This window comes from Allobosea sp. LjRoot237 (assembly GCF_964253285.1).
In the GTDB taxonomy this organism is placed as follows: domain Bacteria; phylum Pseudomonadota; class Alphaproteobacteria; order Rhizobiales; family Beijerinckiaceae; genus Allobosea.
Genome location: NZ_CAXUQP020000003.1, coordinates 32,927 through 59,163, shown reverse-complemented (window position 1 = coordinate 59,163; position 26,237 = coordinate 32,927). Strand labels below are relative to the sequence as shown.

General features: G+C 66.8%; 30 protein-coding genes. 19 read left to right on the top strand and 11 right to left on the bottom strand.

All coding sequences use genetic code 11. The features are described from left to right. Positions 1-14 precede the first annotated feature (14 nt). The 3 genes from ACSQ24_RS28970 to ACSQ24_RS28960 are packed head-to-tail and all read left to right on the top strand — an operon-like array spanning position 15 to position 2,824. On the top strand, positions 15-860 hold the full coding sequence (locus ACSQ24_RS28970; protein WP_436098251.1) for an ABC transporter ATP-binding protein: 846 nt from the start codon (positions 15-17) through the stop codon (positions 858-860). A 32-nt stretch (positions 861-892) separates the two neighbouring features. Further along, on the top strand, positions 893-1,570 hold the full coding sequence (locus tag ACSQ24_RS28965) for a zinc metallopeptidase (RefSeq protein WP_436098250.1): 678 nt from the start codon (positions 893-895) through the stop codon (positions 1,568-1,570). 21 nt (positions 1,571-1,591) lie between these two features. Next, the gene (locus tag ACSQ24_RS28960) at positions 1,592-2,824 is read left to right on the top strand and encodes a phenylacetate--CoA ligase family protein (protein ID WP_436098249.1); all 1,233 of its coding nucleotides are present in this window, start codon (positions 1,592-1,594) and stop codon (positions 2,822-2,824) included. A 177-nt stretch (positions 2,825-3,001) separates the two neighbouring features. On the opposite strand, the gene ung is transcribed toward ACSQ24_RS28960, so the two are convergent. Both ung and ACSQ24_RS28950 read right to left on the bottom strand, forming a co-directional pair. Continuing rightward, positions 3,002-3,700 carry a uracil-DNA glycosylase gene (ung, locus tag ACSQ24_RS28955; protein ID WP_436098248.1) on the bottom strand — a complete coding sequence of 233 codons (699 nt, stop codon included), beginning with the start codon at positions 3,698-3,700 and terminating at the stop codon, positions 3,002-3,004. Continuing rightward, positions 3,697-5,217: a bifunctional metallophosphatase/5'-nucleotidase gene (locus tag ACSQ24_RS28950; protein WP_436098247.1), complete on the bottom strand. Its 1,521-nt coding sequence runs from the start codon at positions 5,215-5,217 to the stop codon at positions 3,697-3,699. Before ACSQ24_RS28950 ends, ung begins: the two co-directional genes overlap by 4 nt. Positions 5,218-5,368: 151 nt before the next feature. On the opposite strand from ACSQ24_RS28950, the gene hemH reads away from it, so the two are divergent. Next, positions 5,369-6,406 (top strand): ferrochelatase, encoded by a 1,038-nt coding sequence (hemH, locus tag ACSQ24_RS28945; protein WP_436098246.1) that lies wholly within the window; start codon positions 5,369-5,371, stop codon positions 6,404-6,406. 32 nt (positions 6,407-6,438) lie between these two features. Beyond that, positions 6,439-6,969, top strand: coding sequence for a hypothetical protein (locus ACSQ24_RS28940; protein WP_436098245.1), 531 nt, complete (start codon positions 6,439-6,441; stop codon positions 6,967-6,969). A 1-nt stretch (position 6,970) separates the two neighbouring features. Here ACSQ24_RS28940 and ACSQ24_RS28935 read toward each other — a convergent pair whose 3' ends face one another. Beyond that, positions 6,971-7,870, bottom strand: a complete 900-nt coding sequence (locus ACSQ24_RS28935; RefSeq protein WP_436098244.1) for an alpha/beta fold hydrolase — start codon at positions 7,868-7,870, stop codon at positions 6,971-6,973. Positions 7,871-7,915: 45 nt separating this feature from the next. On the opposite strand from ACSQ24_RS28935, the gene ACSQ24_RS28930 reads away from it, so the two are divergent. The 5 genes from ACSQ24_RS28930 (at position 7,916) to ACSQ24_RS28910 (ending at position 10,845) form a co-directional block, all read left to right on the top strand. Then, on the top strand, positions 7,916-8,413 hold the full coding sequence (locus tag ACSQ24_RS28930; protein WP_436098243.1) for a MarR family winged helix-turn-helix transcriptional regulator: 498 nt from the start codon (positions 7,916-7,918) through the stop codon (positions 8,411-8,413). 93 nt (positions 8,414-8,506) lie between these two features. Continuing rightward, positions 8,507-9,496, top strand: a complete 990-nt coding sequence (locus ACSQ24_RS28925) for an SPFH domain-containing protein (protein ID WP_436098242.1) — start codon at positions 8,507-8,509, stop codon at positions 9,494-9,496. A gap of 2 nt (positions 9,497-9,498) precedes the next feature. After that, positions 9,499-9,945 (top strand): NfeD family protein, encoded by a 447-nt coding sequence (locus ACSQ24_RS28920; protein WP_436098241.1) that lies wholly within the window; start codon positions 9,499-9,501, stop codon positions 9,943-9,945. A 100-nt stretch (positions 9,946-10,045) separates the two neighbouring features. Further along, positions 10,046-10,195, top strand: coding sequence for a hypothetical protein (locus ACSQ24_RS28915; protein WP_436098240.1), 150 nt, complete (start codon positions 10,046-10,048; stop codon positions 10,193-10,195). Between the two features lie 122 nt (positions 10,196-10,317). Further along, positions 10,318-10,845, top strand: coding sequence for a L,D-transpeptidase (locus ACSQ24_RS28910; RefSeq protein WP_436098239.1), 528 nt, complete (start codon positions 10,318-10,320; stop codon positions 10,843-10,845). Between the two features lie 35 nt (positions 10,846-10,880). On the opposite strand, the gene ACSQ24_RS28905 is transcribed toward ACSQ24_RS28910, so the two are convergent. After that, positions 10,881-11,828: a 2-hydroxyacid dehydrogenase gene (locus ACSQ24_RS28905; RefSeq protein WP_436098238.1), complete on the bottom strand. Its 948-nt coding sequence runs from the start codon at positions 11,826-11,828 to the stop codon at positions 10,881-10,883. 235 nt (positions 11,829-12,063) lie between these two features. On the opposite strand from ACSQ24_RS28905, the gene ACSQ24_RS28900 reads away from it, so the two are divergent. The 3 genes from ACSQ24_RS28900 to ACSQ24_RS28890 all read left to right on the top strand — a co-directional run bounded on the left by ACSQ24_RS28900 (position 12,064) and on the right by ACSQ24_RS28890 (position 12,847). Further along, on the top strand, positions 12,064-12,381 hold the full coding sequence (locus ACSQ24_RS28900) for a DUF2853 family protein (protein ID WP_210208378.1): 318 nt from the start codon (positions 12,064-12,066) through the stop codon (positions 12,379-12,381). 123 nt (positions 12,382-12,504) lie between these two features. Then, entirely contained in the window at positions 12,505-12,636 is a 132-nt protein-coding gene (locus tag ACSQ24_RS28895; RefSeq protein ID WP_436098237.1) for a hypothetical protein, read from the top strand. A 7-nt stretch (positions 12,637-12,643) separates the two neighbouring features. Next, the gene (locus ACSQ24_RS28890) at positions 12,644-12,847 is read left to right on the top strand and encodes a hypothetical protein (protein WP_436098236.1); all 204 of its coding nucleotides are present in this window, start codon (positions 12,644-12,646) and stop codon (positions 12,845-12,847) included. A 6-nt stretch (positions 12,848-12,853) separates the two neighbouring features. Here ACSQ24_RS28890 and ACSQ24_RS28885 read toward each other — a convergent pair whose 3' ends face one another. Continuing rightward, entirely contained in the window at positions 12,854-14,152 is a 1,299-nt protein-coding gene (locus tag ACSQ24_RS28885) for a class I SAM-dependent methyltransferase (RefSeq protein ID WP_436098235.1), read from the bottom strand. A gap of 77 nt (positions 14,153-14,229) precedes the next feature. Beyond that, positions 14,230-14,451 carry a DUF1674 domain-containing protein gene (locus ACSQ24_RS28880; protein WP_436098234.1) on the bottom strand — a complete coding sequence of 74 codons (222 nt, stop codon included), beginning with the start codon at positions 14,449-14,451 and terminating at the stop codon, positions 14,230-14,232. Positions 14,452-14,559: 108 nt separating this feature from the next. Between ACSQ24_RS28880 and htpX the strand changes: the two genes are divergently transcribed. The 6 genes from htpX (at position 14,560) to ACSQ24_RS28850 (ending at position 21,106) form a co-directional block, all read left to right on the top strand. Further along, complete coding sequence (gene htpX, locus ACSQ24_RS28875) at positions 14,560-15,480, top strand: zinc metalloprotease HtpX (protein WP_436098233.1); 921 nt, start codon at positions 14,560-14,562, stop codon at positions 15,478-15,480. Position 15,481: 1 nt separating this feature from the next. Then, the gene (locus ACSQ24_RS28870) at positions 15,482-16,816 is read left to right on the top strand and encodes an RsmB/NOP family class I SAM-dependent RNA methyltransferase (RefSeq protein WP_436098232.1); all 1,335 of its coding nucleotides are present in this window, start codon (positions 15,482-15,484) and stop codon (positions 16,814-16,816) included. A 57-nt stretch (positions 16,817-16,873) separates the two neighbouring features. Beyond that, complete coding sequence (locus ACSQ24_RS28865; protein ID WP_436098231.1) at positions 16,874-18,616, top strand: heparinase II/III family protein; 1,743 nt, start codon at positions 16,874-16,876, stop codon at positions 18,614-18,616. Positions 18,617-18,730: 114 nt separating this feature from the next. After that, the gene (gene purH, locus ACSQ24_RS28860; protein ID WP_436098230.1) at positions 18,731-20,323 is read left to right on the top strand and encodes a bifunctional phosphoribosylaminoimidazolecarboxamide formyltransferase/IMP cyclohydrolase; all 1,593 of its coding nucleotides are present in this window, start codon (positions 18,731-18,733) and stop codon (positions 20,321-20,323) included. Positions 20,324-20,348: 25 nt separating this feature from the next. Then, positions 20,349-20,627, top strand: a complete 279-nt coding sequence (locus tag ACSQ24_RS28855) for a hypothetical protein (RefSeq protein WP_436098229.1) — start codon at positions 20,349-20,351, stop codon at positions 20,625-20,627. Further along, positions 20,624-21,106: a YbaK/EbsC family protein gene (locus ACSQ24_RS28850; protein ID WP_436098228.1), complete on the top strand. Its 483-nt coding sequence runs from the start codon at positions 20,624-20,626 to the stop codon at positions 21,104-21,106. Before ACSQ24_RS28855 ends, ACSQ24_RS28850 begins: the two co-directional genes overlap by 4 nt. 3 nt (positions 21,107-21,109) lie before the next feature. On the opposite strand, the gene ACSQ24_RS28845 is transcribed toward ACSQ24_RS28850, so the two are convergent. From ACSQ24_RS28845 to ACSQ24_RS28825, 5 genes are all read right to left on the bottom strand, one after another. Further along, entirely contained in the window at positions 21,110-21,916 is an 807-nt protein-coding gene (locus ACSQ24_RS28845; protein WP_436098227.1) for a DUF72 domain-containing protein, read from the bottom strand. Between the two features lie 230 nt (positions 21,917-22,146). Then, positions 22,147-23,547, bottom strand: a complete 1,401-nt coding sequence (locus tag ACSQ24_RS28840; protein WP_436098226.1) for an AtzE family amidohydrolase — start codon at positions 23,545-23,547, stop codon at positions 22,147-22,149. Beyond that, complete coding sequence (locus ACSQ24_RS28835) at positions 23,544-23,768, bottom strand: DUF4089 domain-containing protein (RefSeq protein WP_436098225.1); 225 nt, start codon at positions 23,766-23,768, stop codon at positions 23,544-23,546. The genes ACSQ24_RS28840 and ACSQ24_RS28835 overlap by 4 nt, the downstream gene beginning before the upstream one ends. Further along, positions 23,765-25,369: a regulator gene (locus tag ACSQ24_RS28830; RefSeq protein WP_436098224.1), complete on the bottom strand. Its 1,605-nt coding sequence runs from the start codon at positions 25,367-25,369 to the stop codon at positions 23,765-23,767. The genes ACSQ24_RS28835 and ACSQ24_RS28830 overlap by 4 nt, the downstream gene beginning before the upstream one ends. Positions 25,370-25,397: 28 nt before the next feature. Then, positions 25,398-26,084, bottom strand: coding sequence for a cysteine hydrolase family protein (locus ACSQ24_RS28825; protein ID WP_436098223.1), 687 nt, complete (start codon positions 26,082-26,084; stop codon positions 25,398-25,400). Between the last annotated feature and the right edge of the window lie 153 nt (positions 26,085-26,237).

The window sequence follows — 26,237 nt, the reverse complement described above, 5'->3', positions numbered from 1 at the left end:
GGGGAGGAGCCGCGATGTCGACCGCCACCCTCGAAAAGCCCACAGCCGCTGCAGCGACGGACACCATCCTGTCGCTGAACAATATCGAGGTGATCTACGATCACGTCATCCTGGTGCTGAAGGGCGTCTCGCTGACCGTGCCGCGCAAGGGCATCGTCGCGATTCTCGGGGCCAACGGCGCCGGCAAGACCACGACGCTGAAAGCGATCTCCAATCTGCTCAAGGCCGAGCGCGGCGAGGTCACCAAGGGCTCGATCGTCTTCGACGGCGAGCGCGTCGACAAGATGTCGCCGAGCGAGCTCGTCCGGCGCGGCTGCATCCAGGTGATGGAGGGCCGGCACTGCTTCGGCCATCTCTCGATCGAGGAGAATTTGTTGACCGGCGCCTTCACCCGCCGCGACGGCAACGCCGCGATCAAGCGCGACCTCGAGAAGATCTACGAGCTCTTCCCACGCCTGAAGCAGCGCCGCAACTCGCAGGCCGGCTACACATCCGGCGGCGAGCAGCAGATGTGCGCGGTCGGCCGCGCCATGATGTCGAAGCCCAAGATGATCCTGCTCGACGAGCCCTCCATGGGGCTGGCGCCACAGATCGTCGAGGAGATCTTCGAGATCGTCCGCCGGCTCAACGACAGCGAGGGCGTCTCCTTCCTGATCGCCGAGCAGAACACCAACATGGCCCTGCGCTACGCAACCTATGGTTACATCATGGAGACCGGCCGCGTCGTCATGGACGGCGAGGCGAAGATGCTGCGCGAGAACGAGGACGTGAAGGAATTCTATCTCGGCGTCGCCGAGGGCAACAAGAAGTCCTTCCGCGAGGTCAAGAGCTACAAGCGCCGCAAGCGCTGGCTGTCATAGTCCGGCCCGCTTCGCCAGGGCATTTCAGGCTCATGCTCTATCTCGTCATCGCCCTCCTCTTCGCCGCCCTGATCTTCGGTCCGCAATTCTGGGTCCGCTACGAAATGGATAGGCACGCCGCAGACAGGCCCGATCTGCCCGGCACCGGGGGCGAGCTCGCGCGCCATCTGCTCGACCGCTTCGGCCTGGACTCGGTCGCGGTCGAGACCACCGCCGCCGGCGGCGACCACTATGATCCGGGCGCGCGCGCTGTGCGGCTGTCGCCGAGGAATCATGACGGCCGCTCGATCACCGCCGTCGCGGTCGCAGCCCATGAGGTCGCCCACGCCGTCCAGCATGCGCAGGGCAGCCGGCTCTTCAACATCCGCACCGGACTGGCCCGCTTCCTCGGCATGGTCGACAAGGTCGCGATGGTGGTCCTGATCACCGCTCCCGTGGTGATGATCCTGACCCGCGTGCCAGCGGTCGGCCTGTTCCAGTTCGGCGCCGCGCTCGCTTTGCTCGGCATCGGCCTCGTCGTCCATCTCGTCACGCTGCCGGTCGAGTTCGACGCCAGCTTCGGCAAGGCGCTGCCGATCCTGCAGCACGACAACTACCTGCACCCCGACGACATGCCCGCCGCACGCGGCGTGCTGCGAGCCGCGGCGATGACCTATGTCGCGGCGTCGCTGATGGGGCTGCTCAATTTCCTGCGCATTCTGCGCCGATAGGTTCGTACCGGGGCACGAGCGATGAACCAGCACTACGATGATCTCGAGACCCGGTCGCCTGCGCAGCGCGAGGCTGACCTTTTCACCAGGCTGCCGGCCGTCCTCGCTGCCGCTTTGGCGACGCCGGGCTATGCCGCGCATCTGAAGGGCGTCGATCCAGCCGGGATCACCGACCGCGCCGCACTCGCCAAGCTCCCGGTGCTGCGCAAGGCCGACCTGCCGGCGCTGCACCGGGACAATCCGCCCTTCGGCGGTCTCGCCACCGCGCCGCTCGGCTCCTTCGGCCGGCTCTTCACCTCGCCCGGCCCGATCTTCGAGCCGGAAGGCACCGGCAGCGATCCCTGGGGCACGGCCCGGGGCCTTTACGCCGCCGGTTTCCGCAAGGGAGCCGTCGTGCTCAACACCTTCGGCTACCATCTGACGCCCGGCGGCTTCATCATGGATTCGGCCGCGCGGGCCATCGGCTGCGCCGTGATCCCGGCCGGCCCCGGCAATACCGAGCAGCAGATGGAGGTGATCGGTGCGTACCAGCCGAGCGCCTATACCGGCACGCCTGATTTCCTCAAGCTCCTGATCGAGGCGGCCGACAGCCGCGGCGTCGACACCTCCTGCCTGAAGCGCGCCATCGTCTCGGGCGCCGCCTTCCCGCCCTCTCTGCAGGCCTGGGTGCGTGAGCGCGGCATCGACGCCTACCAGCTATACGCCACCGCCGATATCGGCCTGATCGCCTATGAGACCAGCGCGCGCGACGGCATGATCCTGAACGAGAACCTGATTGTCGAGATCGTCCGGCCCGGTACCGGCGACCCCGTCACCGAGGGCGAAGTCGGCGAGATCGTGGTCACCAATCTCGACCCGCATCACCCGCAGATCCGCCTCGCCGTCGGCGATTTGACCGCGATCCTACCGGGGGTCAGCGCCAGCGGCCGCACCAATCAGCGGATCAAGGGCTGGCTCGGCCGCGCCGACCAGACGGCCAAGGTCAAGGGCATGTTCGTGCGGCCCGAGCAGGTCGCCGAGATCGCCCGCCGCCATGCCGAGATCGCCAAACTGCGCCTTGTCATCGGCCGCGCCAACGAGCTCGATACGATGACGCTGAAGGCGGAGATCTATGCCGAGCCGAACGGCTTCGTCGACGCAGTGTCGTCGACCTTGCAGCAGGTCACCAAGCTGAAAGGCGCGGTCGAGGTGCTGCCGCTCGGCGCCCTGCCGAACGACGGCAAGGTCATCGCCGACGAGCGGCCGGTGGGGTAGCCCGCCCTCACCGGAAAGAGCGTGGGGAACCCTCTCCTGGAAGGAGAGGGCAGGGTGAGGTGTAGGCGGTTGGACCAGTTCCGCGAGCGCCGACCGCGCGTTTGGGCTCAGGCCAACGATTCAGCTCCCGAACACCTCACCCCTACCCCTCTCCTTCCAGGAGAGGGGATCCCGCGCCTACCAGTCGATGGCCTGCTGCCCCTTCGCCGTGAGCCACTCATTCGCCTGGCTGAACGGCTTCGAGCCGAAGAAGCCGCGCCGCGCCGAGAGCGGCGAGGGATGGGCACTGGCGATGACGAGATGCTTGTGCTCGTCGATCAGCGCGCGCTTGGCCTGCGCCGGCGCGCCCCAGAGCATGAACACGACATGCGGCCGCCGCTGCGAGACGGCCGACAGAATCTCGTCCGTTACCATCCGCCAGCCAAGCTTGAGATGCGATCCGGCCTGCGTTGCGCCTTCGCGCACCGTCAGAGCCGTGTTCAGCAGCAGCACGCCCTGCTTCGCCCAGGACGAGAGGTCGCCGCCGGCCGGCGCGGCGAGGCGCGTATCCTCAGCCCGCTCCTTGTAGATGTTGACCAGCGAGCGCGGCAGCGGCGGCGGCCCGACATAGGAGAAGGCGAGGCCGTTGGCATGGCCCGGCGTCGGATAGGGATCCTGGCCGAGAATGACGGCGCGGACCTGATCGAGCGGAGTCAGCGCCAGTGCCGCCAGGAAGCGCTCCGGCGCCGGCGCGATGACATGGCCAGCGGCGCGCTCGGCGTCGACGGCGGCGCAGACATGCGCCACCGTGCCGTCGCGGAAGACGGAAAGATCGCGCCACGAAGCGGAGGCTGGCGAAGCAAGGAAGGCGCCCAGCGCCTCGCAAAAGCCGCTCACTTCAGGATAGCCCGGCCCTCGACCTTGGCCTCGACCGTGCCGAGCCGGCGCACATAGACCATCACCTCGTTCGCCATCAGCTTGCCGTCAGTCAGGCCAATCAGCGTCTTGCCGCGGCCGAGCGCGGTATATCCGTCGCCGCCCGACAGCATGAAGTTGTTGGAGGCGACCGTGTATTTGCCGGCCGGTTCAATCTCCTTGCCGTCGACCTTCACGGAGGTGACACGCGAGCCCTGCGGCTGCTTCAGGTCAGCCTCGAAGGTGAGCCCCGACACCACGGGAAAGCGCCCTGCGCCCTGCGGCGCGTCGCGCAAACCGTTCTCGATCGCGTCCTTCACATCCTTGCCGGTGATCTCGACCATGACGGTGGCATTGCCGAATGGCATCTCGCTCAGCACATCACGGCGCGTCAGCTTGTGACCGGGCGCATACTGCTTGTTGGCGCGGATGCCGCCGGCATTGGTGATGGCGAGCTGCGCGCCGGTCGCCGCCCTGATCGCATCGGCGATCAGGTTGCCGATCGCGGTTTCCTGAGTGCGGATCATGGCGGTGCGCGAATCGAGCGGAGAACCAAGCGTCGCGATCTCGACGTCGAGCTCCTTGGAGAGCTCGCTCTCATAGCCCTTGACGATGGCGGCGACCTCGGGATCGGGCGTCGCGGCGCGGCTGTCGTTGACGCGGAAGGTCGGCGTCCATTCGACGCGGCGATTGGCGCCCTCGCCCGTCGCCTTGGCGGCGATGTCGATCGCGGTGACGTAATTGCCCTCCTCGTTCGACTCGACCATCACCACCTTGCCGTCATAGGCGATGGCGAGGTCGTGGTCGTGGCCGGTGAGCAGGATGTCGACCACGCGCGAACGCACGATCTCGTAGTCCATCGCCCGGTCGGCATGGACCACGCCGACGAGGATGTCGGCGCCCTCCGATTTGAGCTTGCGCGCCTCGCGCCGCAACGCCTCCATGGTCGAGGAGAATTTCAGATCGCCGGGGTTGGAGAGCTGCGGCGTCGGGTCGAAGGTCGTGCCGATCACGCCGACCTTGATGCCGCCGAGCTCGAAGATCTGGGAATCCTTGTGCCCTGGCAGCGGGTTGCCGGCGGCGTCGCGCAGGTTCGCCGCGAAGGTCGGGTAGGCCTGGGCCGCGGTGAGCTTGAGATAATTCTCCTTGCCGAAATCGAATTCGTGATTGCCCGGCACGAAGACGTCGATGCCCATCTTGTTCTGCATCGCGACGATATGGGCGCCCTGGTCGAAGCCCGACATCAGCGAGGGCGAATAGCAGTCGCCGGCATGGCAGAACAGCACCGGCATGCCGCGCGCCCGCTCGGCCTTGGCGATGCCGGAGGCCCGGGCGAAGCCGCCTTTGCCCTTGTCGTCGCTCATCTTGTAGATGTCGTTGACGAGCAGCAGCGTGAAGCTCGCAGCCGGCGTCTGCGCCTTGGCGACCGGCGCGGTCGCGGCAAGGGCTGCGGGAGCGCCGAGGACGCGAAGCGCGTGGCGGCGGGTCATCTTGGTCATCGGCGCGAACCCCTGCGGTTTTGATTTCGACAAAGACTAGCAAGAGCCTTGCCGGCTTGCGAGACCTGCTTACGCAGTGTCGCACCCCTTGCTGCCCGGCTGGACGAAAACCGTAACTCGTCTAAATCACAGCCGAACGAAAGCGGATGTGATGAGCCTCAAGCCGAGTTTGCCGCCCGACCACACAACCATCAAAAGCGGCCGTATCGGCGTGCTGCTGATGAATCTCGGCACGCCCGAGGGCACGAGCTACCGGCCGATGCGGGCCTACCTCAAGGAGTTCCTCTCCGACCGCCGCGTCATCGAGGAACCGCGCTGGAAATGGTGGCCGATTCTCAACCTGATCATCCTGTCGACGCGCCCCAGCCGGAAGGGCAAGGATTACGCCTCGATCTGGAACAATGAGCGCAATGAGGGCCCGCTCAAGACCATCACGCGCTCGCAGACCGAGAAACTCGCCGAGCGTCTAAAAGGCGACGCCGGCGAGCGCATCGTCGTCGCCTGGGCGATGCGCTACGGCCTGCCCGATGTGAAGAGCCGGCTGAAGGCGCTGCTCGACCAGGGCTGCGACCGTATCCTCCTGGTGCCGCTCTATCCGCAATACGCCGCGCCGACCTCTGCGACCGCCTGCGACCAGGCGTTTCGCGCCCTGATGCAGATGCGCTGGCAGCCGACGGTGCGAGTCGCCCACCCCTACTATGACGACCCGACCTATATCGACGCGCTCGCCGCCTCGATCCGAAGCTCGCTCGGCAAGCTGTCCTTCGAGCCGGAGGTCATCCTCTGCTCGCTGCACGGCATGCCCAAGGAATACCTGCTCAAGGGCGATCCCTATTACTGCCAGTGCGCCGTCACCGCCCGGCTGCTGGGCGAGAAGCTCGGCCTGTCCGAGGAGCGCTTCCGCTTGACCTTCCAGTCGCGCTTCGGGCCGGATGAATGGCTGCAGCCCTATACCGACGAGACGGTGAAGGCGCTGGCACAGGGCGGCACCAAATCGCTCGCCATCGTCGCACCCGGCTTCTCGGCCGATTGCCTGGAGACGCTGGAAGAACTCGACGTCGAGAACCGCGAGATCTTCCTGCACAATGGCGGCGAGAAGTTCGCCTATCTGCCCTGCCTGAACGATTCCGAGGAAGGCATGCAGGTGATCGAGGCGGTGGTGCGCCGGGAGCTGATGGGCTGGATGTGAGGCAAGCGCATTTCAAGCGGACTGGGAGATTCTTGCTCAGAGCGCTGGGTGACCTTACCGGCGGTTTGGTTGCGTTGTACTTGCTCTTCTTGGCCCTCGATTTCGCAGGTAACCTGCGTTTCAAACCGGAGTATGATCGATCTGGCCGCGACTATGAACAGATCGCTCGCGCCTTTGAGCGCGTGCGCAAATTCGACCGAGCGCTTTCCCCCGCCACTGATCTGACGCTCGATTTTTCGGAACTACTATCCGGAAACTGGAAAGCAGTTTGCCTGTTCGGCGGCTATACAAACCCTTTGAAAACAGCGGAGCAGCGCGGCTGGTCCGTCGCGGAAGGTGATCGGGAGCGCTTGGAGGCTGCTGCACATCGCGGCTTAAGAGCAGCAGCCGTCGAAGAGTTCGAAGCACTCGTCGCCTATGTCGACGATTTCAACAACGAGGCCAATTTCATCCACCTCGAGAATGGCGTCGGCGTGATGGGGCAGCATTTGGAAAGCTGCATTTCGAAGCCTGAGACGAAGATGGATCTGACGCTATTCTGGCGAGAGTGGAACGGAGGCTAACCTACCCCACCACGAACCCCGTCACGCCCTCGACCACCGGCTTCGCCTGCAAGATCCGCCGGTGGCCGAGCCCGCTCGTCTCTTGAAGGGCGACGAAGGACCCAGCAGATGCCAGCGCCTGCGCATGGTGGAAATCGAGCTCGCGGTCCTGCCGGTCGTGGATCACCAGGGTCGGCAGGCCGATCGCGGCAAGTTGCTCGCGGCCCTCGAACGCCTCGACCGGATTGCCGGCGACGCTGTGGATGTGGCGCTCCAACGCCGCCTGGCCACGACGACCGAGCCCGATCGTCGCGCCGAAATTGCGGGTGATCGTCGTGACCGAGGATGGCGCTGCGACCAGCGCGAGCCGGTTCGTCCTGACCCGCGGCTGGCCCGGCACGCTGCGGGCAAGGCCAGCGAGCGCGATCGCCCCGCCGAAGGAATGGGCGACGATCGCATGCACCGGCGCGAAGACGCGGGCAACGGCGGCAAGTGCGGCGACGCCGAGCGGAATGTTGAGCTCGGCCCCGGTCGAGGTGCCATGCGCCGGCATGTCATAGGCGACGACGCGGAAGCCCTGGGCCAGCAGCGGCCGGACGAAAGCGCTCATGAATGCCGCCTCGCTGTTCCAGCCATGGAGCAGGATCACGGTCGGCGCGGGCGCACCGTCATCTTGCAAGCGAGGCTCTGGTTCGAACAGATAGGTGCTGACCGTCCCGCACGGGTAGGATACCGCCTGTTTGATGGCCGGTGCGAGTCGGGAGCGGGCGGCGCTGATCGCCTTGCCGGTCCGGGTCTGCGGACCCGGCTGGCGCGGCGGCGTGCAGAAGAGTTTGAAGGCGGCGCGCCCTGCGGTGCGTGGAGCGATGAAGCTGCCGATGCGGACGAGAGGACGAATGACGCGAAGGGCTGCGCTTGGCATGATCGAGAACCCTGTTCGTTCAGTCTTGAACTATTATGTTCAGCCATGAACAAAATGCAAGAGCCGATTTCCGCTCCAACAGATGAGCCGGCCGGCACCGCCGGATCGGCGCTGCCTTGGGAGCTGCCACGCTTCAAGAACTGGCTCGCCGTCGCGCGCATGCATCAGCTCTGGAAGAAGGTTTTCTCCGAGGCGCTGGCCCCGCTCGGCATCCAACTCGCCCATTACGACGTGCTCGCCAACGTCTTCCGCACTCCCGGGCTGACCCAGCAGGCGCTGGCCGAAAAGCTGCTCGTCGGCCGCAGCGCCATGAGCATGCTCCTGCCCGAGCTCGAGCGCCGCGGCCTGATCGAACGCCGCAGCGACGACACCGACCGCCGCGTGCGCCGGCTCTGGCTGACACTGGAAGGCGAGACGCTGACCCGCAAGGCGCTGGCGATCCACACCAACAAGATCGAAGCGATGATGGGCGTCCTCAACGATGAGGAGTGCAACACCGTCGGCGAGATGATGTGGCGGGTGGTCAAATATCTGGAGAGCTGACACGAGAGACGGGCATTTGGCGAGCCTGCATCAGAGCTTCGCAAACATCGCTATGATGAGCAGCGGCTACGCCGAAGCTGGGGAAGGGATGAGATGGGCTCGCAAGGTTTGGATATCGCCACGGTCGCCCTGATTATGCTGGTCGTCGCGATCGTCATCGCGATCGCGCTCGGCGTGCGCACGGTGCCGCAGGGCTACAATTTCACCGTCGAGCGCTTCGGCCGCTATTCGCGCACGCTCGGTGCCGGCCTCGGGCTGATCATCCCGCTCTTCGACCGGATCGGCCACAAGGTGAATGTGATGGAGCAGGTGCTCGACATTCCCTCGCAGGAAGCGATCACCAAGGACAATGCCGGCGTGCGCATCGACGCGGCCGCCTTCTACCAGATCCTCGACGCAGCCAAGGCGCGCTACGAGGTCTCGGCGCTCGATCAGGCACTGATGGTGCTGACCATGACCAATATCCGCACCGTGGTCGGCTCGATGGACCTCGATCAGCTGCTCTCGCATCGTGACGAGATCAACGAGCGGCTCTTGCGCGTCATGGACGCCGCAGCCTCGCCCTGGGGCGTCAAGGTCACGCGCATCGAGATCCGCGATATCCTGCCGCCGGCCGACATCGTCGGCGCGATGAACCGGCAGATGAAGGCCGAGCGCGAGAAGCGCGCCGCCGTGCTTGAAGCGGACGGCATGCGCCAGGCCGAGATCCTGAAGGCCGAAGGTCTGAAGCAATCGCAGATTCTCGCCGCCGAGGGCCGGCGGGAAGCCGCCTTCCGCGACGCCGAGGCACGCGAACGCTCGGCTCAGGCCGAAGCGGCGGCGACCGCCATGGTCAGCGAGGCGATCAGCCGCGGCGATATCCAAGCCGCCAATTTCCTGATCGCCGAGCGCTATACCGATGCGCTGAAGGCGATGGCGAGCGCCCCCAACAGCAAGGTGGTGATCGTGCCGATCGAGGCTGCGGCACTTGCCGGCACCGTCGGCGGCATCGCCCAGCTGACCAAGGCCGTCTTCGGCGACGACGCGGTGGCGAGCCGGCGGGCCGGCTCGGTTCCCGCGGCCGGCCGTTCCGTGGAGGGCTGACCATGCTCGACTGGTTCGCCTCCCTCGGCGGCTGGGCCTGGGTCGTGCTCGGGCTCGCCCTGGTCGGCGGCGAAATGCTGGCGCCGGGCGTCTTCCTGCTCTGGTTCGGCCTCGCCGCGCTGCTGACCGGCATCGTCGTCGGCATCACCGGTATCGCCTGGCAGGGCGCCTTGCTGGTCTTCGCGATGCTCGCCGTCGCCAGTGTTCTTGTCGGCCGCGCCATCACGCGCCGGCGCAGCGATGAACCCGACGCCGCCTCGGGCCTGAACGATCGCGGCCGCCAGCTGATCGGCAAGGTCTTCAAGCTGGAGGCGACCATGGCCGGCGGCGAAGGCCGCATCCGCGTCGGCGATTCGTCCTGGCGGATCACCGGCCCCGAGCTGCTCGCCGGCACCGAGATCCGCGTTGTACGGGTCGACGGCGCGACACTCGTCGTCGAGAAAGCCTGAACCGCCCCGCCGCACCACTTTCGGTAAACCCCACCGGAGTGCTTAACGACACGTTCATGCCAGTTTCCCTTGTCGATGGACCGCCTCGGGTTGGTCCGTCATGACGATGCCGGTGCCGCCGGATGTCGGATCGCGAGCGGTGCCGGAGGATTCCATCATGAGCATTCCGCACGGTCCGATTGATCTCGCCCTCGCCGCGCTGCTGTCGCTGTTGCTGGCTGCGCTTGCGATCGGCGGCGCCATCGCCTGAGCCGGTCAGTCGGTTAAGCCCGGATTCATCCTGAATCGAGGGTTCACCATGCTGCTGAACCCTCGATTCACCGGCAACCGCCCAAATCCACCCGCAGCGTTGGAACACGCAGGGAGAGGACCATGGCGAGCCGGCACGGACCGATCGATCTGATCATCGCGGCAGCGCTCTCGCTGCTGATGCTGCTGGCGGTGCGCCCCGCCCAGGCCCGCGAGGTCGTCGACTTCCCCGATTATCGCTACCAACCCGGCACCATCCTGATCCGGACGGCCGAGCGGAAGCTCTACTACATCGCCGCGCCAGGGCAGGCCCTGCGCTACACCATCGCCGTCGGCAAAGCCGGCAAGCAGTGGCGCGGCGTCAAATATGTCGAGGAGCTCATGGTCGATCCGGCCTGGAGCCCGCCGGCAGAGGTCAAGCGCGACAATCCGCGGCTGCCGGACGTCATCCCCGGCGGCGCTCCCAACAACCCGATGGGCGCGCGCGTCATCGGCCTCGGCCCCGGTGGCCAATACGCCATCCACGGCACCAACAACCCGCGCTCGGTCGGCACCGCCGCCTCCTATGGCTGCTTCCGCATGCACAACAGCGACGTGATCGACCTCTACGCCCGCGTCCGCATGGGCACCCCGGTCGTCGTCGCGCCCTGACGACCGGAGCGAGGCCAACCTCCCGCGCCGATCGCCTAGATCGCGACCGGTGACAGCAGCGGCCGGCCGGCGAAGAACGCCTCGAGATTGGCGAGCAGCAGCTCCTGCTGGGCGATCTGCGCCGATTCTGCGTTCGCCGCGATGTGGGGCGTCAGCACCGCATTCTCCAACGCCTTGAGCCGATCCGGAACAACAGGCTCGTGCTCGTAGACGTCGAGCGCCGCGCCCGCGATCGTGCCACTCTCAAGCGCCTCGATCAGCGCGGCTTCATCGACCGCAATGCCACGCGATATGTTGACGAGATGGCCGTGCGGGCCGAGTGCGCGCAGGACCGCAGCATCGATCGCGTGCTGCGTCTCGCTGGTCGCACGGACCGAGACCATCAGGACGTCAGCCCATTCGGCGAGGCCGAGCAGGCTGTCGTGATACTGATAGGGCAGCTCCGGCCGGGGCGACCGGTTATGATAGCCAACCGTCATGTCGAAGGCCGTTGCCCGCACCGCGATGCGCTGGCCGATGGCGCCCAGCCCGAAAATGCCGAGCTTGCGCCCGGCCAGGCCCGGGACATGCGCCATGCGCTCGATCGCATTGCCTTGCCAGCGGCCAGCCCGCACGAAGCGTTCGGCAGCACCGATCTGGCGGGCGCTCGCCAGCATGAGCCCGACCGCGAATTCGGCGACGCTCGTCGCGTTGGCGTCGGCCGCATTGCTGACCAGGATATCGCGCGCCTTGGCAGCCGCCCGCTCGATGCCCTCATTGCCCGTGCCGTAGCAGGCGATGAGACCGAGGCTGGGCAAGGCGTCGATCAAGGCAGCGTCGGTTTTCCAGGTGCCGACCGTCAACAGCACGCGCGCCGCGTCCGCCCCAGGCGGCAGCGCGTCCGGCGCGGAATGGGTCATCGGCCCCAGCACCTCGTATCGCTCCTCCAGGCGCGCCACGAGGCGCGCCGGCATGCGCGGCGCCATCAGGATGGTCGGCTTCATGGCTGAAAGGCCTCCAGGCGAATTGCTGCATCGCAGCATTTATCGGCACCGGCTTCAACAACTCTGGGCGCCGGCCTGCCATCTCGCGGATGCAACGCGGAATCGCCGAATAATCGACGGGATTTTTCGCAAGCCTGCCTCTCGCCTGCGACAAAAAAGCCGGATATCGTTTTCGAAGGCGTAACGCTGAGTCCAGCGCGCCTTTCGAACCGATATGTCTTCAGAGGGGTACCCGATGGATCATCTCGCCGACGTCAAGAAGTTCGCCAAGAAGCCTCTCAACGAGGCCGCCTTCGCCGGCATGAGCAAGGCCTACGCATTGGTCATGAGCAAGCCCGATACGCGCTATGTCGCCTGCTCGGACCCTGCCGAACTTGAGCGTGTTCGCGAGAACTTCCTGAAGAAGAAGCTCGGCCTGAAGAGCGCCGACCTCGACGCCACGGTCAAGGCCACCTGCGATCACATGAAGGCGGACAAGACCAAGTCGCGCCTGACCTTCTACTATCTGCTGGCCGAACATTACGGCAAGCTCGACGCCTTCGTGAAGAAATAGGCTCCGCCCCCGGCGCACAGCCTGCATGGCGCCCCTTGGGCGCCATTCGCATTTTCAGAACCCGCAGCGAAAAGCGCGCTGAGCGACCCAAGACTGGAGCACACGATCCGCTTGGGGGTTTCGATGTTCACGCTGTCCCGCTCTGTCCTCTCCGGCCACGCTCAGACGCTCTTCACCGTTGCCGAGGCAGCCTTCGCTTCGACGATCGTCTTCGGCGCGGGCCTCGCCCTTGCCACCACGATCGGCTTCTTTTGAGGCTGCCATGCCGGCCGCCGCCACCTCAGCCGCCCGTCCGCATTTCAAGATTGGGCGTGACCGCGAGGGCCACTGGATCGCAGTCGAGACGCATGGCCGCGGCGGTGGCTATTTCCGCAGCCGGGACGATGCCCTGCACTATGCCCGCGCCGAGGCAGGCGCCGATGCTGTGATGTTCAGCTCTCGCCGGCTCGCGCTGCGCCTTTCGTAACCGCGCTCAGCGATAAAGATCGGCCCGCGTCAGCGGCAGGCCCGATGGCCCCTTGCGCCGCTTCGAGACCAGCGTCTGGTTGACCAGTGCCCCGCCGCGCTCGAAGGCGAGCGAACAGCCGGCGAGATAGAGCAGCCACATCCGGGTCCGCTCCGGCCCGACTTCCGCTTCCGCCGCAGCCTTGTTCGCGTTCAGCCGCTCGAACCATAGCCGCGTCGTGCGCTGATAGTGCTCGCGCCAGCCCTCGACATCGTGCACCTCGAAGCCGTAGCGCTCGAGATTGGCGATCGACATGCCGAGATGGTCAAGCTCGCCACCCGGGAAGATATAGCGCACCAAGGCGCGATACTCCGCCGGCATCTTGTTGAAGGCCCGCTCGGTCTTCTTGGCGCGCCGCGAGATCGAGTGGTGCAGATAGAGCCCACGCGGCTTGAGCAGCCGGTTCACCGCCTGGAAATAGGTCGGGTGATTGCGGATGCCGACATGCTCGAACATGCCGATCGAGGAGATCTTGTCGAATTCCCCCTCCATCTGGGTGAAGTCCTTGAGATGGAGCGTGACCTTGCCTGCGAGGCCGAGCGCCTCGACCTTCTCCTGCGCCAGCTTGAGCTGCTCTTCCGCCAAGGTCACGCCATGCGCCTCGACGCCGTAATGTTGTGCGGCGTAGCAGACCAGCGCCCCCCAGCCGCAGCCGATGTCGAGCAGCTTGTCGCCCGGCTTCAGGCGCAGCTTGCGGCAGATCATCTCGAGCTTGTCGGTCTGCGCCCGCTCGAGATCCTGATGATCCTCGGTGAAATAGGCGCAGGTGTAGACCATGCGCTCATCGAGGAAGAGCCGGTAGAACGCGTTCGAGACGTCGTAATGATGCGCGATATTGGCCTTGTTCGTCGCAGGCTTGCCGTCGCGGGCGATCTCGTCGCCCTTGAGATGGTCGATCGCCTGCGGCGCCGCGCCCGGCGCGAAGATGAAGCGGCGCACCACGTCGAACACCGTCGCCTTGGAGATGCCGCGCGCCAGCCTGCCGACCTTGCCGTCCGGGCGCGCCGCCGCGAGATCGAAGATCGAGCCGTTCTCGATCGAAATACGGTCGGCGACATGCAGATGCAGCAGCGTGTCGAGCTTCGGCTTGCGCAGCAGCGCCGCGACGACGCCGGCATCGCGGATCGCGATCATCAGCCTGTCCTGCGGCCAGTCCGCCGGGACGCGTGAGCCGTCCCAGAGCGAGAAGCCGAGCTTCAGTCCAAGCTTTTGGTACGCTTCGGTCAGGAGCCGCCGCAGCGCTTCCAGGCGTTTTTCGTCACTCATGCTGATCAAAGCCGGTTACTGTCAGCCTCGTCTTTGGCCGGCTGCGGCCCCCTTGGCAACCATCAGCTCCGCGCAGCTCAGAAATCGCTGGCGATCCCCTTCACTTCCCAATCGTCATAGCGCACCGGCTCAAGCCCGCCGCGGCCGGCGACCTCCTTCTCGCGACGGAGCTCGGCGGCCTTGGCGTCGATCACCGCGCGGCGTGCCTCGGCTTCGGCGAGCGCGCGCTCGGCCGCCGGCGACAACGCCTTGACGGCCGCAGTCGCTCCGCCTTCGTCCGTCTTGGTCTGCGCGCTCATGATCGGCCATTCTCTTGCAGGATCGGCATCGTCCCCACCACATAGGGACGAAACTGCACTCCGGCGAGGGTTTCCGCGCCGAGACGACGACGCAAGAAGGGGTTCTCGATGAACTATGCCCGTACCGGCATGCTGATGGCGGCGCTCACCGCGCTGTTCGGCGTGGTCGGCTACCTGCTCGCCGGTGCTGGCGGCATGTTGATCGCGCTCGGCATCGCGGTCGCGACCAATCTGTTCAGCTACTGGAACTCCGACCGGCTGGCGCTGTCCGCCTACAACGCCCAGGAGGTCGACGAGCGCAGCGCGCCCGAGCTCTACCGGATGGTTCGCGATCTTGCCCAGCGAGCCGACATGCCGATGCCGCGCGTCTACCTCATCCAGGAGGATCAGCCGAACGCCTTCGCCACAGGCCGCAATCCGCAGAACGCCGCGGTCGCGGCCACGACCGGCATCATGCGCACGCTGTCCTATGACGAGCTTGCCGGCGTGATGGCGCACGAGCTCGCCCACATCAAGAACCACGACACGCTAACCATGACGGTCACGGCGACGATGGCCGGCGCGATCTCGACCCTCGCCTCCTTCGGCATGTTCTTCGGCTCGCGCGACAATCGTCCCAACGCCATCGTGCAGATCGCCCTGATGATCCTCGCCCCGCTGGCCGCGACCATCATCCAGATGGCGGTCTCGCGCTCGCGCGAATACGAGGCCGACCGGATCGGCGGCGAAATCTGCGGCAACCCGGTGGCGCTCGCCGACGCGCTCGCCAAGATCGCCGGCGGCGTGTCCCATATCCCGAACGAGACGGCGGAGGCGAAGCCTGCTACGGCGCACATGTTCATCATCAACCCACTCTCTGGCCGCGGCATGGATTCATTGTTCTCGACACATCCCGACACCGGCAACCGCATCGCCGCATTGATGGAGCAGGCGCGCGCCATGGGCGCAGCCTCAGGCCGTGGCGGTTTCGTCGGCAGCGCGAGCCAGAACCCCTTCGCCGGTGGGCGCGAGCCCGGGCCCTGGGGCTGACATGGCAGGCTCCCACGAAAACCGCGCGCCGGCTGACGACGTACCTGGTCTCGCGGCGCGCCGTCTGGCGGCGACGCTGATCGACGAGGTGCTGCGCGCCGGGACCGCTCTCGACGAGACCTTCGAGCGCATGGCGGTATCGGCTGGCCTGGAGCCGGCCGATGCCGGTCTGGCGCGGGCGATCGCAACGGTCTCCTTCCGCCGCCTCGGCACGATCCGCCAGGTTGTCGGCGCCCGGCTCGAGCGCGGCAGCCCGCGCAAATCCGGCCCCTTCGAGCCGATCATGGTCGCGGCCGCCGCGCAGTTGCTCTTTCTCGACGTACCCGATCATGCGGCGGTCGACCTCGCGATCCGCCAGCTGCACGAGGACGCCCGCTCCTCGCGCTACGCCTCGCTTGGCAATGCCGTGCTGCGGCGGCTGGCGCGGGAGCGCGAGGCGATCCTCGTCGATCTCGATCCGCTGGCCGACACGCCCGATTGGCTGCGCGAGAGTTGGACGAAGACCTATGGCGCCGATGTCGCCACGGCGATCGCCGCCGCCCATGCCGAGGAGCCGCCGCTCGACCTGACCGTGAAATCCGATCCGGACGGCTGGGCCGCCAAACTCGACGGCATCGTCCTGCCGACCGGCTCGGTACGCCTGCGCGGGCGCGAGGCGGTCACCGGATTGCCGGGCTTCGCCGAGGGACAGTGGTGGGTGCAGGACGCGGCGGCCGCCTTGCCAGCCCGCCTGCTCGGCATCGAGCCGGGCGATCGCGTCGCCGATCTCTGCGCCGCGCCGGGCGGCAAGACCGTGCAGCTTGCGCAATTGGGTGCGCAGGTCACTGCGGTCGACCGCTCCGGCCCACGCCTACGCCGGCTCCGGGCCAATCTCGACCGGCTCGGGCTGGAAGCCGAGATCGTCATCGCCGACGCCTCGACCTTCGAGACGGAGCCGTTCGACGCCGTCCTGCTCGATGCGCCGTGCAGCGCCACCGGCACGATCCGGCGCCACCCCGACGTCGCCTGGACCAAGCGACCCGAGGATATCGCCAAGCTCACCGCCCTGCAGGCCCGGCTGCTCGACCAGGCGGGACGACTCACCCGGCCGGGCGGGCGCCTGATCTACTGCACTTGCTCGCTGGAGCCGGAAGAGGGCGAGGCGCAGATCGAGGCCTTCCTGGCGCGCACGCCGGGCTTCGAGCGTGTCCCGATCGAGCCTGCCGAGATCGGTGGCCAGGCCGAGGCGCTGACGCCGCTAGGCGAATTGCGCACGCTGCCGCACCAGCTCGCCGGAGAGACCCCGCGTCTCTCGGGATGGGCGGGATTTTACGCATGTCGCCTGAACAGGGTATGAGTTGATCGGGATTCGCCTCACCGAGGCGGTAGCGGGACGGCGAGGCAGCGGAATTCATTGAGCGGCTGGTCGGAGCGCGGAGGCCTGGCACGAGCAGCCATCGGCAGGGCGGCGCGGCGTACGCGCGGCCAGATTGCCGGGGCGAAACGTGCGCTCTGGCCGTTCGGACGGCTCCGCTCCAGCCGCCTGCTCTTCGCCCCGCACGACCTGCGCACCGCCGATCCGACCACGGCGAGCGACATTTATGCCGGCTACTTCGCCCTCGCCGGACGCACCGTGAACTGCCATGGCGAATCGCCCTTCCTGGTCACGCCACCGAGCGAGGCCTGGGCGGAGGCGCTCCATAGCTTCGTTTGGCTGCGCCATTTGCGCGCCGCCGATACGGCGATCGCTCGCGCCAATGCCCGCGCCCTCGTCGACGAGTTCATCGCCCGCCAGCATGACCGTGACGAGATCGCGCGGCGTCCGGCCGCGATCGCCCGGCGGCTGATGTCTTTCCTGTCGCATTCGCCGCTGCTGCTCGAAGGCGCCGACCATGCCTTCTACGAGCGCTTCATCCGCCATGTCGCCCAGACGGCCGAGCGGCTCCAGCTCGCGCTCGCTGGCGCTGTTGAGGGCGCGGCGCGCCTGCAATGCCTGATCGCAATCTGCTTTGCCGCCATCTGTCTCGACGGTCAGGAGCGGCGATTGCGCCGCTACGAAATCGCACTCTCCGACGAATTGGAACAGCAGATCCTGCCGGATGGCGGCCATCTCAGCCGCAATCCCCGCATCATCATCGACTTGCTGCTCGACCTCCTGCCCCTGCGCGAGACCTTCACAGCGCGCGGGCTCGAAGCGCCGCGCGCCATCATCATGGCGATCGACCGGATGATGCCGCATCTCAAGCTGTTCCGCCACGGCGACGGGGCGCTCGCTCTGTTCAATGGCATGGGCGCGACGCCTCCCGACCTGATGGCGACGCTGGCCGCCTATGACGATGTCCGCGCCAGGCCGATCGAGCACGCCGCCTATTCCGGCTACGATCGGCTGAGCGCCGGCACCAGCATCGTCGTCGTCGAAGCGGGGCCGCCGCCACGCGGCGCGAACTCGGTCGAGGCCAATGCAGGCTGCCTCAGCTTCGAACTCTCGACCGGCTCGCAGCGCATCGTGGTGAATTGCGGCGCCAGTCGCTTCGGTACTCCCGAGCTCAGGCTCGCCGCCCGCGCCACCGCCGCCCATTCGACCGTCACGCTGGACGACCGCTCCAGCGCGGTCTTCGGGCTGGTGCTCGGCGAAAGGCGGATCACAGCCGGACCGGCCGATGTCCGCGTCGCCCGCCAGGACAACGAGGATGGGCACGAATGGGTCGGAAGCCATGACGGCTACCGGCGCGCCTTCGGCACCATCCATACTCGCCGCCTGCTACTTGCCCGTAATGGGAGCCAGCTTGCCGGCGAGGATTCGTTCAGCGCACCGGCAGCGCTGGCGAGCTTGCCGGCGATCGCACGCTTCCACTTGCACCCGAACGTCAAGCCGAGCCTGATCCGCGATGGCGAGGGAGCGTTGCTGGCGCTGCCCTCGGGCGAGATCTGGGCTTTCGAGGCTTCCGGCCTGCGGGTCGGTCTCGAGGAGAGCATCTTCTTCGCCGCTGCTGACGGCCGCCACAAGACCGTGCAGCTCGTCATCGAGTTCGACGCCGTGGCGACGCCGCAGATCATTTGGCGTTTCGCCCGCCTCGGCACGCCCGCGCAGCGTCCGCCCCGGTCAGAAGTGGCAGAGCGAGAGCGGGGCGAAGCGGAGCCCGATCTACCGCTCTGAGCTCTCCGCAGGGCAAGGCTGAAGCGTCTTGTGCTTTGCAGCAAAGCCCGGGCGTGATAGGGCGCGCGCGAGTATTCCGCGCCTCGCGCTTATCAACCCGGACCTGATCCTCCCATGCCGAACGAACTCCGCCGCGTCGAACGCGCGTTGCTTTCCGTTTCCGACAAGACCGGGCTGATCGACTTCGCCCGCGCCCTCTCCCGCCTGGGCATCGCCCTGGTCTCGACCGGGGGCACTGCCAAGGCGATCGCCGAAGCTGGCCTTGCCGTCACCGACGTCTCCGACCTGACCGGCTTCCCCGAGATGATGGACGGACGCGTCAAGACGCTGCATCCCAAGGTTCATGGCGGCCTGCTCGCCATCCGCTCGCATCCCGAGCACCAGGCTTCGATGCTCGGCCATGGCATCGCGCCGATCGACCTGCTCGTCGTCAACCTCTACCCGTTCGAGGCGACGGTCGCCGCCGGCAAGCCTTATGACGACTGCATCGAGAACATCGATATCGGCGGCCCGGCGATGATCCGCGCCGCCGCCAAGAACCACAATGACGTCGCCGTCGTGGTCGAGGCCGCCGACTACGCCGCCGTATTGGCCGATCTCGAGACCCATAAGGGCGCAACGACGCTGACCCTGCGGCGCAAGCTCGCCCAGAAGGCCTATTCGCGCACCGCCGCCTATGACGCCGCGATCTCGAACTGGTTCGCTGGCGAGCTAGGCGACACCTCGCCGGCCTTCCGCGCGCTTGGCGGCAGTCTCGCCGAAACGATGCGCTATGGCGAGAACCCGCATCAATGGGCCGCCTTCTACCGCACGCCGGAGCAGCGCACCGGTGTCGCCACCGCCCGCCAGGTCCAGGGCAAGCAGCTCTCCTACAACAACATCAACGACACCGACGCCGCTTTCGAATGCGTCGCCGAGTTCGACCCTGCCCGCACCGCCGCCTGCGTCATCGTCAAGCACGCCAACCCCTGCGGCGTCGCCGAGGGCGGCTCGCTGCTCGAAGCCTATGAGCGAGCCCTGGCCTGCGACCCCGTCTCGGCCTTCGGCGGCATCGTTGCGCTGAACCGCAAGCTCGACGCGGAAGCGGCGAAGAAGATCGTCGAGGTCTTCACCGAGGTGATCATCGCCCCCGACGCCGACGAAGATGCGATCGCGCTCGTCGCCGCCAAGAAGAATCTGCGCCTGCTCCTGACCGGCGGCCTGCCGGATGTCCGCAAGCCCGGCCTCAGCCTGCGCACCGTCGCCGGCGGCTTCCTCGCCCAGGCGCGCGACAACGCCGTCGTCGACGACATGGAGCTCAAGGTCGTGACCAAGCGCCAGCCGAGCGAGGCCGAGCTCGCCGATCTGCGCTTCGCCTTCCGCGTCGCCAAGCACGTCAAGTCGAACGCGATCGTCTATGCCAAGGGCCTCGCCACGGTCGGCATCGGCGCCGGTCAGATGAGCCGCGTCGATTCCTCGCGTATCGCCGCCTGGAAGGCCGGTGAAGCGGCCAAGGCTGCCGGCGTGCCCGAGAGCCTAGCCAAGGGCGCGGTCGTCGCCTCCGACGCCTTCTTCCCCTTCGCCGACGGCCTTCTTGCCGCGGCCGAAGCCGGCGCCACCGCGGTGATCCAGCCCGGCGGCTCGATGCGCGATGACGAGGTGATCAAGGCTGCCGACGAAGCCGGCCTCGCCATGGTCTTCACCGGCCACCGCCATTTCCGGCACTGAGGCAGCGACAACGGGGGAAGCCGGTATGCACACGGTCAAGGTCATCGCCGCCGGCTTCGCCCTGCTCGGCGTCCTGCTCCTGATCGCGCCGCGGCTGAACACCGGCGGGCGTCATCCGATCGTCTTCGCGATGAAGCTCTTCATCCCGCTCTGGTTCGTCGCCTCGGTGGTCAACCTGATCATCGGCATCAACCGCGCCGGCTATACCTTCCTGCAGGAGGCCCCGATCCTGCTTGTCGTCTTCGGCGTGCCGGCGCTGGTCGCGGGATTGATTTGGTGGCGTTTCGGCAGAGGTGTCTCGTGAGCCTTGAATCCGTCCGTGCCTTCTTTGCCGAACATGCCCCCGATATCGCGATCCTTGAGACAGACGGCAGCAGCGCCACGGTGACGCTGGCGGCGGAGGCCTTCGGCGTCGAGCCGGCCCGCATCGCCAAGACGCTGTCCTTCCGCCTCGGCGAGCGCGTCGTTCTGCTCGTCACCCGCGGCGACGCCCGCCTCGACAACAAGAAGACCAAGGCCGCCTTCGGCGCCAAGCCGCGCATGCTCGATCTCGACGAGGTCGTCGCCATCACCGGCCACCCGGTCGGCGGCGTCTGCCCGTTTGGATTGCCGACCCCTCTCCCGGTCTATTGCGACGTCTCGCTGAAGGTCTTCGACGAGGTCGTTCCGGCGGCCGGCTCGACGCAGACCGCAGTGCGCATCAGCCCGGACCGCATGGCCGCACTCACCGGCGCGCAATGGGTCGATGTCTGTCAGGAGCCCGCGGCCCTGGCCGCGCAGTAAATTTCAGGCGCCGACCCGCTCGATCAGCGCCATCGCTGCGGCGGGATTGCGGACCTTGTCGCCGCTGATGACATAGAGGAAGACGTCGCGCGGCATCTTGCTCGCGGCAGGCGCGACCAGCTCCAGATCTTCGGGCGCGCCGCCCTTGGCCCAGGCCTGGGCGCGACTGATCCAGGCATCGAGCTGCTCAGCGGGATAGCCGTTGGGCTCGGCCTCCTTCGTGCCCATGATCCGCGCATAGACGAAGGGCGCCGTCACATCGGCGATCTGCGGGAAATTGGAATCGCCCGAGGTGATCGCTGCGACACCGTACTCGCGCAGCAGGGCGACGAAATCGGAAGAGCGGAAGCTCGGATGACGCACTTCCACGGCATGGCGCAGCGTGATGCCGTCGACCTCCTTCGGCAGCAGCTTCAGGAACGCCTCGAAATCGGCCGGGTCGAACGCCTTGGTCGCCATGAACTGCCAGTTGATCGGGCCGAGCTTCTCCTTGAGCTCACTGAGGCCGGAGGTCACGAACTTCTCGACCGACGGGCCCGCCTCAGCCAAAACCCGGCGATTGGTGCAGAAGCGCGAACCCTTCAGCGCGAAGACGAAGCCATCAGGCGTCTCGGCCCGCCATCTGGCGAAGCTTTCCGGCTTCTGCGAGCCGTAATAGGTGCCGTTGATCTCGATCGAGGTCAGTTTGCTCGCGGCATATTCGAGCGCGCGCTTCTGCGAGAGCTTGTCCGGGTAGAAGACGCCACGCCAGGGCTCGAACACCCAGCCGCCGATGCCGATATGGATCTTTCCGGCTATCCTGGTGGCCATGGCCCGCATCCTCAACCTTATCGCTCAAACCGATTGGTAGAGTAGTACGCTGCAGGCACTGTCGATAGGCGGCAGCATGGTGCTTCTTCTCGTCGCTGACACGATCGCGAAGGCAACGCCACACGCTTGGCCCTTATCATTCGCGGCAGTAGCTCGACGATTGGCCGTGAGGCCGAAAGTGCCCGTTGCAAAGGCCCGCTGCCGTCAGATCATACCCTTGGGCAGGCGATTCAATTACAGCTCAGCCGCGGAGGTTTGGCGGAAGCGACCTGGGCGTGGGCGACGGCATAGGCTGCGCGCAGGCAAAGATCCTCACGCCAGGGGGCGGCGATGAGCTGAACGCCGATCGGCAATTCGTCCCCGAAGACGGGCACGGCCGCCACCGGCAACCCGACGCAGGAGATCGGCTGCGTGAACAATCCGATATTGGGCCTGAGCGGTATGGTCTCGCCCTGCAGCACCATGGTCTTCTGGCCGAGTTCCGGCGCGGCGCAAGGAGTCGCCGGCGCGATGATCAGGTCGACGGTCCCGAACAGCTGCATCATCTCGTCATGGAACCAGCGCCTGGCCCGCTGCGCCTGGAGATACCAGGCCGTCGGCTGCATAGCGCCGGCGAGGAAGCGGTCGCGGGTCTCGGGGTCGAAATCATCGGCGCGCTGCTGCAGCCGCAGGAGATGGAAGGCCGAACTCTCGCCATTGGTAATCAGGAAAGCAGCCGCACGCGCGATGCCCGCTCCGGCGATATCGATCACTCGGGTTGCGCCGAGCACCCGGGCGACCGCGGTGACGGCGGCCTGCGCTTCCGGCATCGCATCCGTCGCGAAATACCCGCCGGCGATCGCGATGCGCAAGCCGGAGACCCCGTCCTTCAGCGTGGGCAGCGTTGGCTCGATCGCCCGGACCGCACAGGCCGGATCATGCGCGTCATGGCCCTGCATCAGGTCATAGGCCATCGCGAGGTCGGTCACGTCGCGGGCGAAGGGGCCGAGATGGTCGAGCGAATCGCAGAATGGAAAGCTGCGCGTGCGCGGCAGCCGGCCATAGGTCGGCTTCAGCCCGAAGACGCCGCAGAACGAACTCGGCACCCGGATCGAGCCATTGGTGTCGGAGCCGAGCGAGATGGGCGCCAATCCCGCGGCCGTCGCGGCGCCCGAGCCTGATGAGGAGCCCCCCGCCATGCGGGCGAGGTCGTGCGGATTGCGACAGGGACCGTCATGGGCGTTCTCGCCGGTGAAGTCATAGGCATATTCGCCCATGTTGAGGCCGCCGAGTAGCACCGCGTCGGCTAGGGTCAGGCGCTCGATCAGCACCGCATCGCGTTCGGACGGCAAACGTGCGCGGTTGATCTTCGAGCCGGCCCGGGTCGGCAGGCCGGTGATGTCGAACAGGTTCTTGGCGGCGAAAGGCACGCCGGCGAGCGGTCCGAGTGCCTTGCCCGCAGCGCGACGGGCGTCGATGGCCGAAGCCTGCGTGAGCGCGCGCTCGGCGGTGACGTCGGTGAAGGCGTTGATTGCCGGGTTGATCTCGTGGATGCGCTGGAGAAAGCCGCCTACGACCTCCTTCGCGCTGACCGCGCCCTCTCGGATATCGGCGGCGATACGGTGGGCCGGTGCGAAGGCGTCGAAACTCACGCGGGTGCTCCGCCGCCGGGACTTCCCGCACGGAACACGCCGGCTGGCTCGAAGGCCGCCTCGTCGAGCGGAGCAAGGAAGACGATGCCGGACATGGTCTCGGCGATCGCCAGGAATTGCAGCACTGCCGGGCGCTGATCCTCGGTGATCGTCAGACCGAGCGTCGGCGCCATCGCATCGCAATGGCGCGCCGCATCGAAGGCGGGCTTGACGTCGCTCATTCGGCGGGCTCCAGCTTGCCATGCGGCTCGGTGGTCATCGTCTTTGGCTCGCTCACGCCGGCCGGCGAACGCGCGCAGAAATACAGGAAGCCGGCGACCATCGCATAAGCCAGGCTGATCGAGGGCGTGACGCCGAGGCCCTTGCCGATGCCGATGGCCTCGCCATGCATCAGGCCGAAATAGGTCAGCACCGCACCGGCGGCGGCGAAGCCGGCCGCGTTCAGGAACTGCTTCTCGATCACGAAGACCGCGATCGCGCCGAGGACGAGGCCGGAGAGGATGGCGCCGCCGCCCATCAGCTCGAGCCCGTGATAGAGCACGCCCATATTGGCCATCTTGTCGATGCCGACGGTGGCTGCATTGGTGCCCGCCGCGCCGAGCGCGCCGTCGATCTGCACCTTCGCCCATGCGGCCAGATGTGGTGTCACCGCCAGCACGATAGCCGGCGCATGGCTCGCCGGCGTCGTCTGAAAAGCCTGGGCGCCGATCAGCATCCCGATATAGAGCAGGATCGGCGAGATCGCGACGATCGGGATCAGCGCCAGCAGCAGTGCGACGATGCCGAACCAGCAGAGCACGATCACCATGAGCCCGGTCGCGGCCGAATAGCCGATGCGCCCGCCCATCGCCTTCCAGCCGGGATGGCCGATATAGACCGCGTTGATGAAGGGGTTGCCCATCAGGCAGCCGATCAGCGAGACGACGCCGTCGGCCGTCAGTACCCGTGTCGTCGGATAGTGGTCGCCGGCGGCCTCCGCGCTCTCGACATTGTCCATCGCCTCGACGAGGTCGTAGATGCCGAAGGGGATCGCCGTCACCAGGATGATGCCGAGGAACTGGAAGCCCGAGAAGACGTGGTCGAAGGCCGGCACCGGCAGCGAGAAGCCAAAATTGCCGAAGGCCGCGCCGAGCTTGGTCAGGCTCAGGCCGCCGACATCGAGCCCCAGGGCGGCGCTGCCCCAGGCGATGACCATGCCGAAGGCGATCGCGACCAGCCCCGCCGGAATGCCGCGCGGATAGCGCAGCCCGCCGAACCAGCTCACCAGGATGATGGCGAGGCACACCAGTCCGATGGCGGGCGTCAGGAAGATCTCCAGCGCCGGACGCATCGAGATGAAGGCGATCGAGACGCCAGCCAGCGTACCGAGCAGCGCCGCCCGCGGCGTGATCCTGCGGATATAGGGCGCGATGAAGCCGCCGATCATCAGGATGAAGCTCTGGAAGAAGACCCAGACGAGGCCCGCCTCCCAGCCCTTGACCGGATCGCCCGTCATCGCCGCGATCGGCAGCATGATCACGAAGGTGACGACGAACATATGCGGCACGCTGATGCCCGAAGGTAGTGCGCAGACATCGTCGCGGCCGGTTTCCTTAGCCAGTTTCCAGGCGAGCCAGGCGTAGTAACCGGTCGAGAGCAGCATCATCAGCCCGAGCGCCGGCAGGATGCGCCCGAACACGATCTCCGACGGCATCTTCAGGACGAATTGCAGCAGGCCGGTCAGCACCAGCAGGTTAACGAGGATATTGGTGCCAAAGCCGAACAGGGCGTTCCAGTCGCCCGGCGTCCAGAGCTTCGGTGAAGAGCCTGTCATCGCCGCCATCGCACCCTCCTGTCTCTGTTTCAGCGGTTCACGCCGCCTTTTCCGTCCGGGCGAGCGCCGCCAGCACGTCGTCCGTCGTCGAAACCCAGCCGAAGATACCGCCCTGGGCCGCGATCATGCGCAGGCCTACCTCGTGGAACTCGGGGAAATACGAGGCACAGGCATCGCCCAGCACGAGGCAGCGATAGCCTCGGTCGTTCGCCTCGCGCACGGTCGTATGAACGCAGACCTCGGTCGTGACGCCGCAGACCAGCAGCGTCTCGATGCCGCGATTGCGCAGCATCAGGTCGAGATCGGTCTGGTAGAAGGCGCCCTTGCCCGGCTTGTCGAGCACGGGTTCGCCCGGTAGCGGCGCCAGCGCCGGCACGATGTCGTGCCCGGCCTCGCCGCGGATCAGGATACGTCCCATCGGCCCGTCGGCACCGATGCGCTTCTCCGCCGGCCCGCGCTGCACCTTGGCCGGCGGCGCGTCCGAGAGATCGGGCCTGTGCCCCTCGCGGGTGTGGATCACCAGCATGCCGGCGGCGCGCGCGCCCTCCAGCACGCGGCGGCAGGGGGCGACCGCCTTGACGAGCAGCGAGACGTCGTTGCCCAGCGCCGCACCGAAGCCGCCCGGCTCCAGGAAGTCGCGCTGCATGTCGATGATGATCAGCGCCGTGCGAGCGAAGTCGACAGGCAGAGCACTTGGCTTCGCGGCGATCTCGACGGCTGGCATCAGGCGGCGCTCCCCCGCAAAGCGAACGGAACAGGCTTTGCAAGGGCCGTGCCTGCACCGGCACGGGACGTGTGGTTGCCATCGGAAGGAGCAACGGCGACGGGCGACCGCTTCATGATGCTGATCTGGAAAGGAAAATCGTGATCCCGGAGA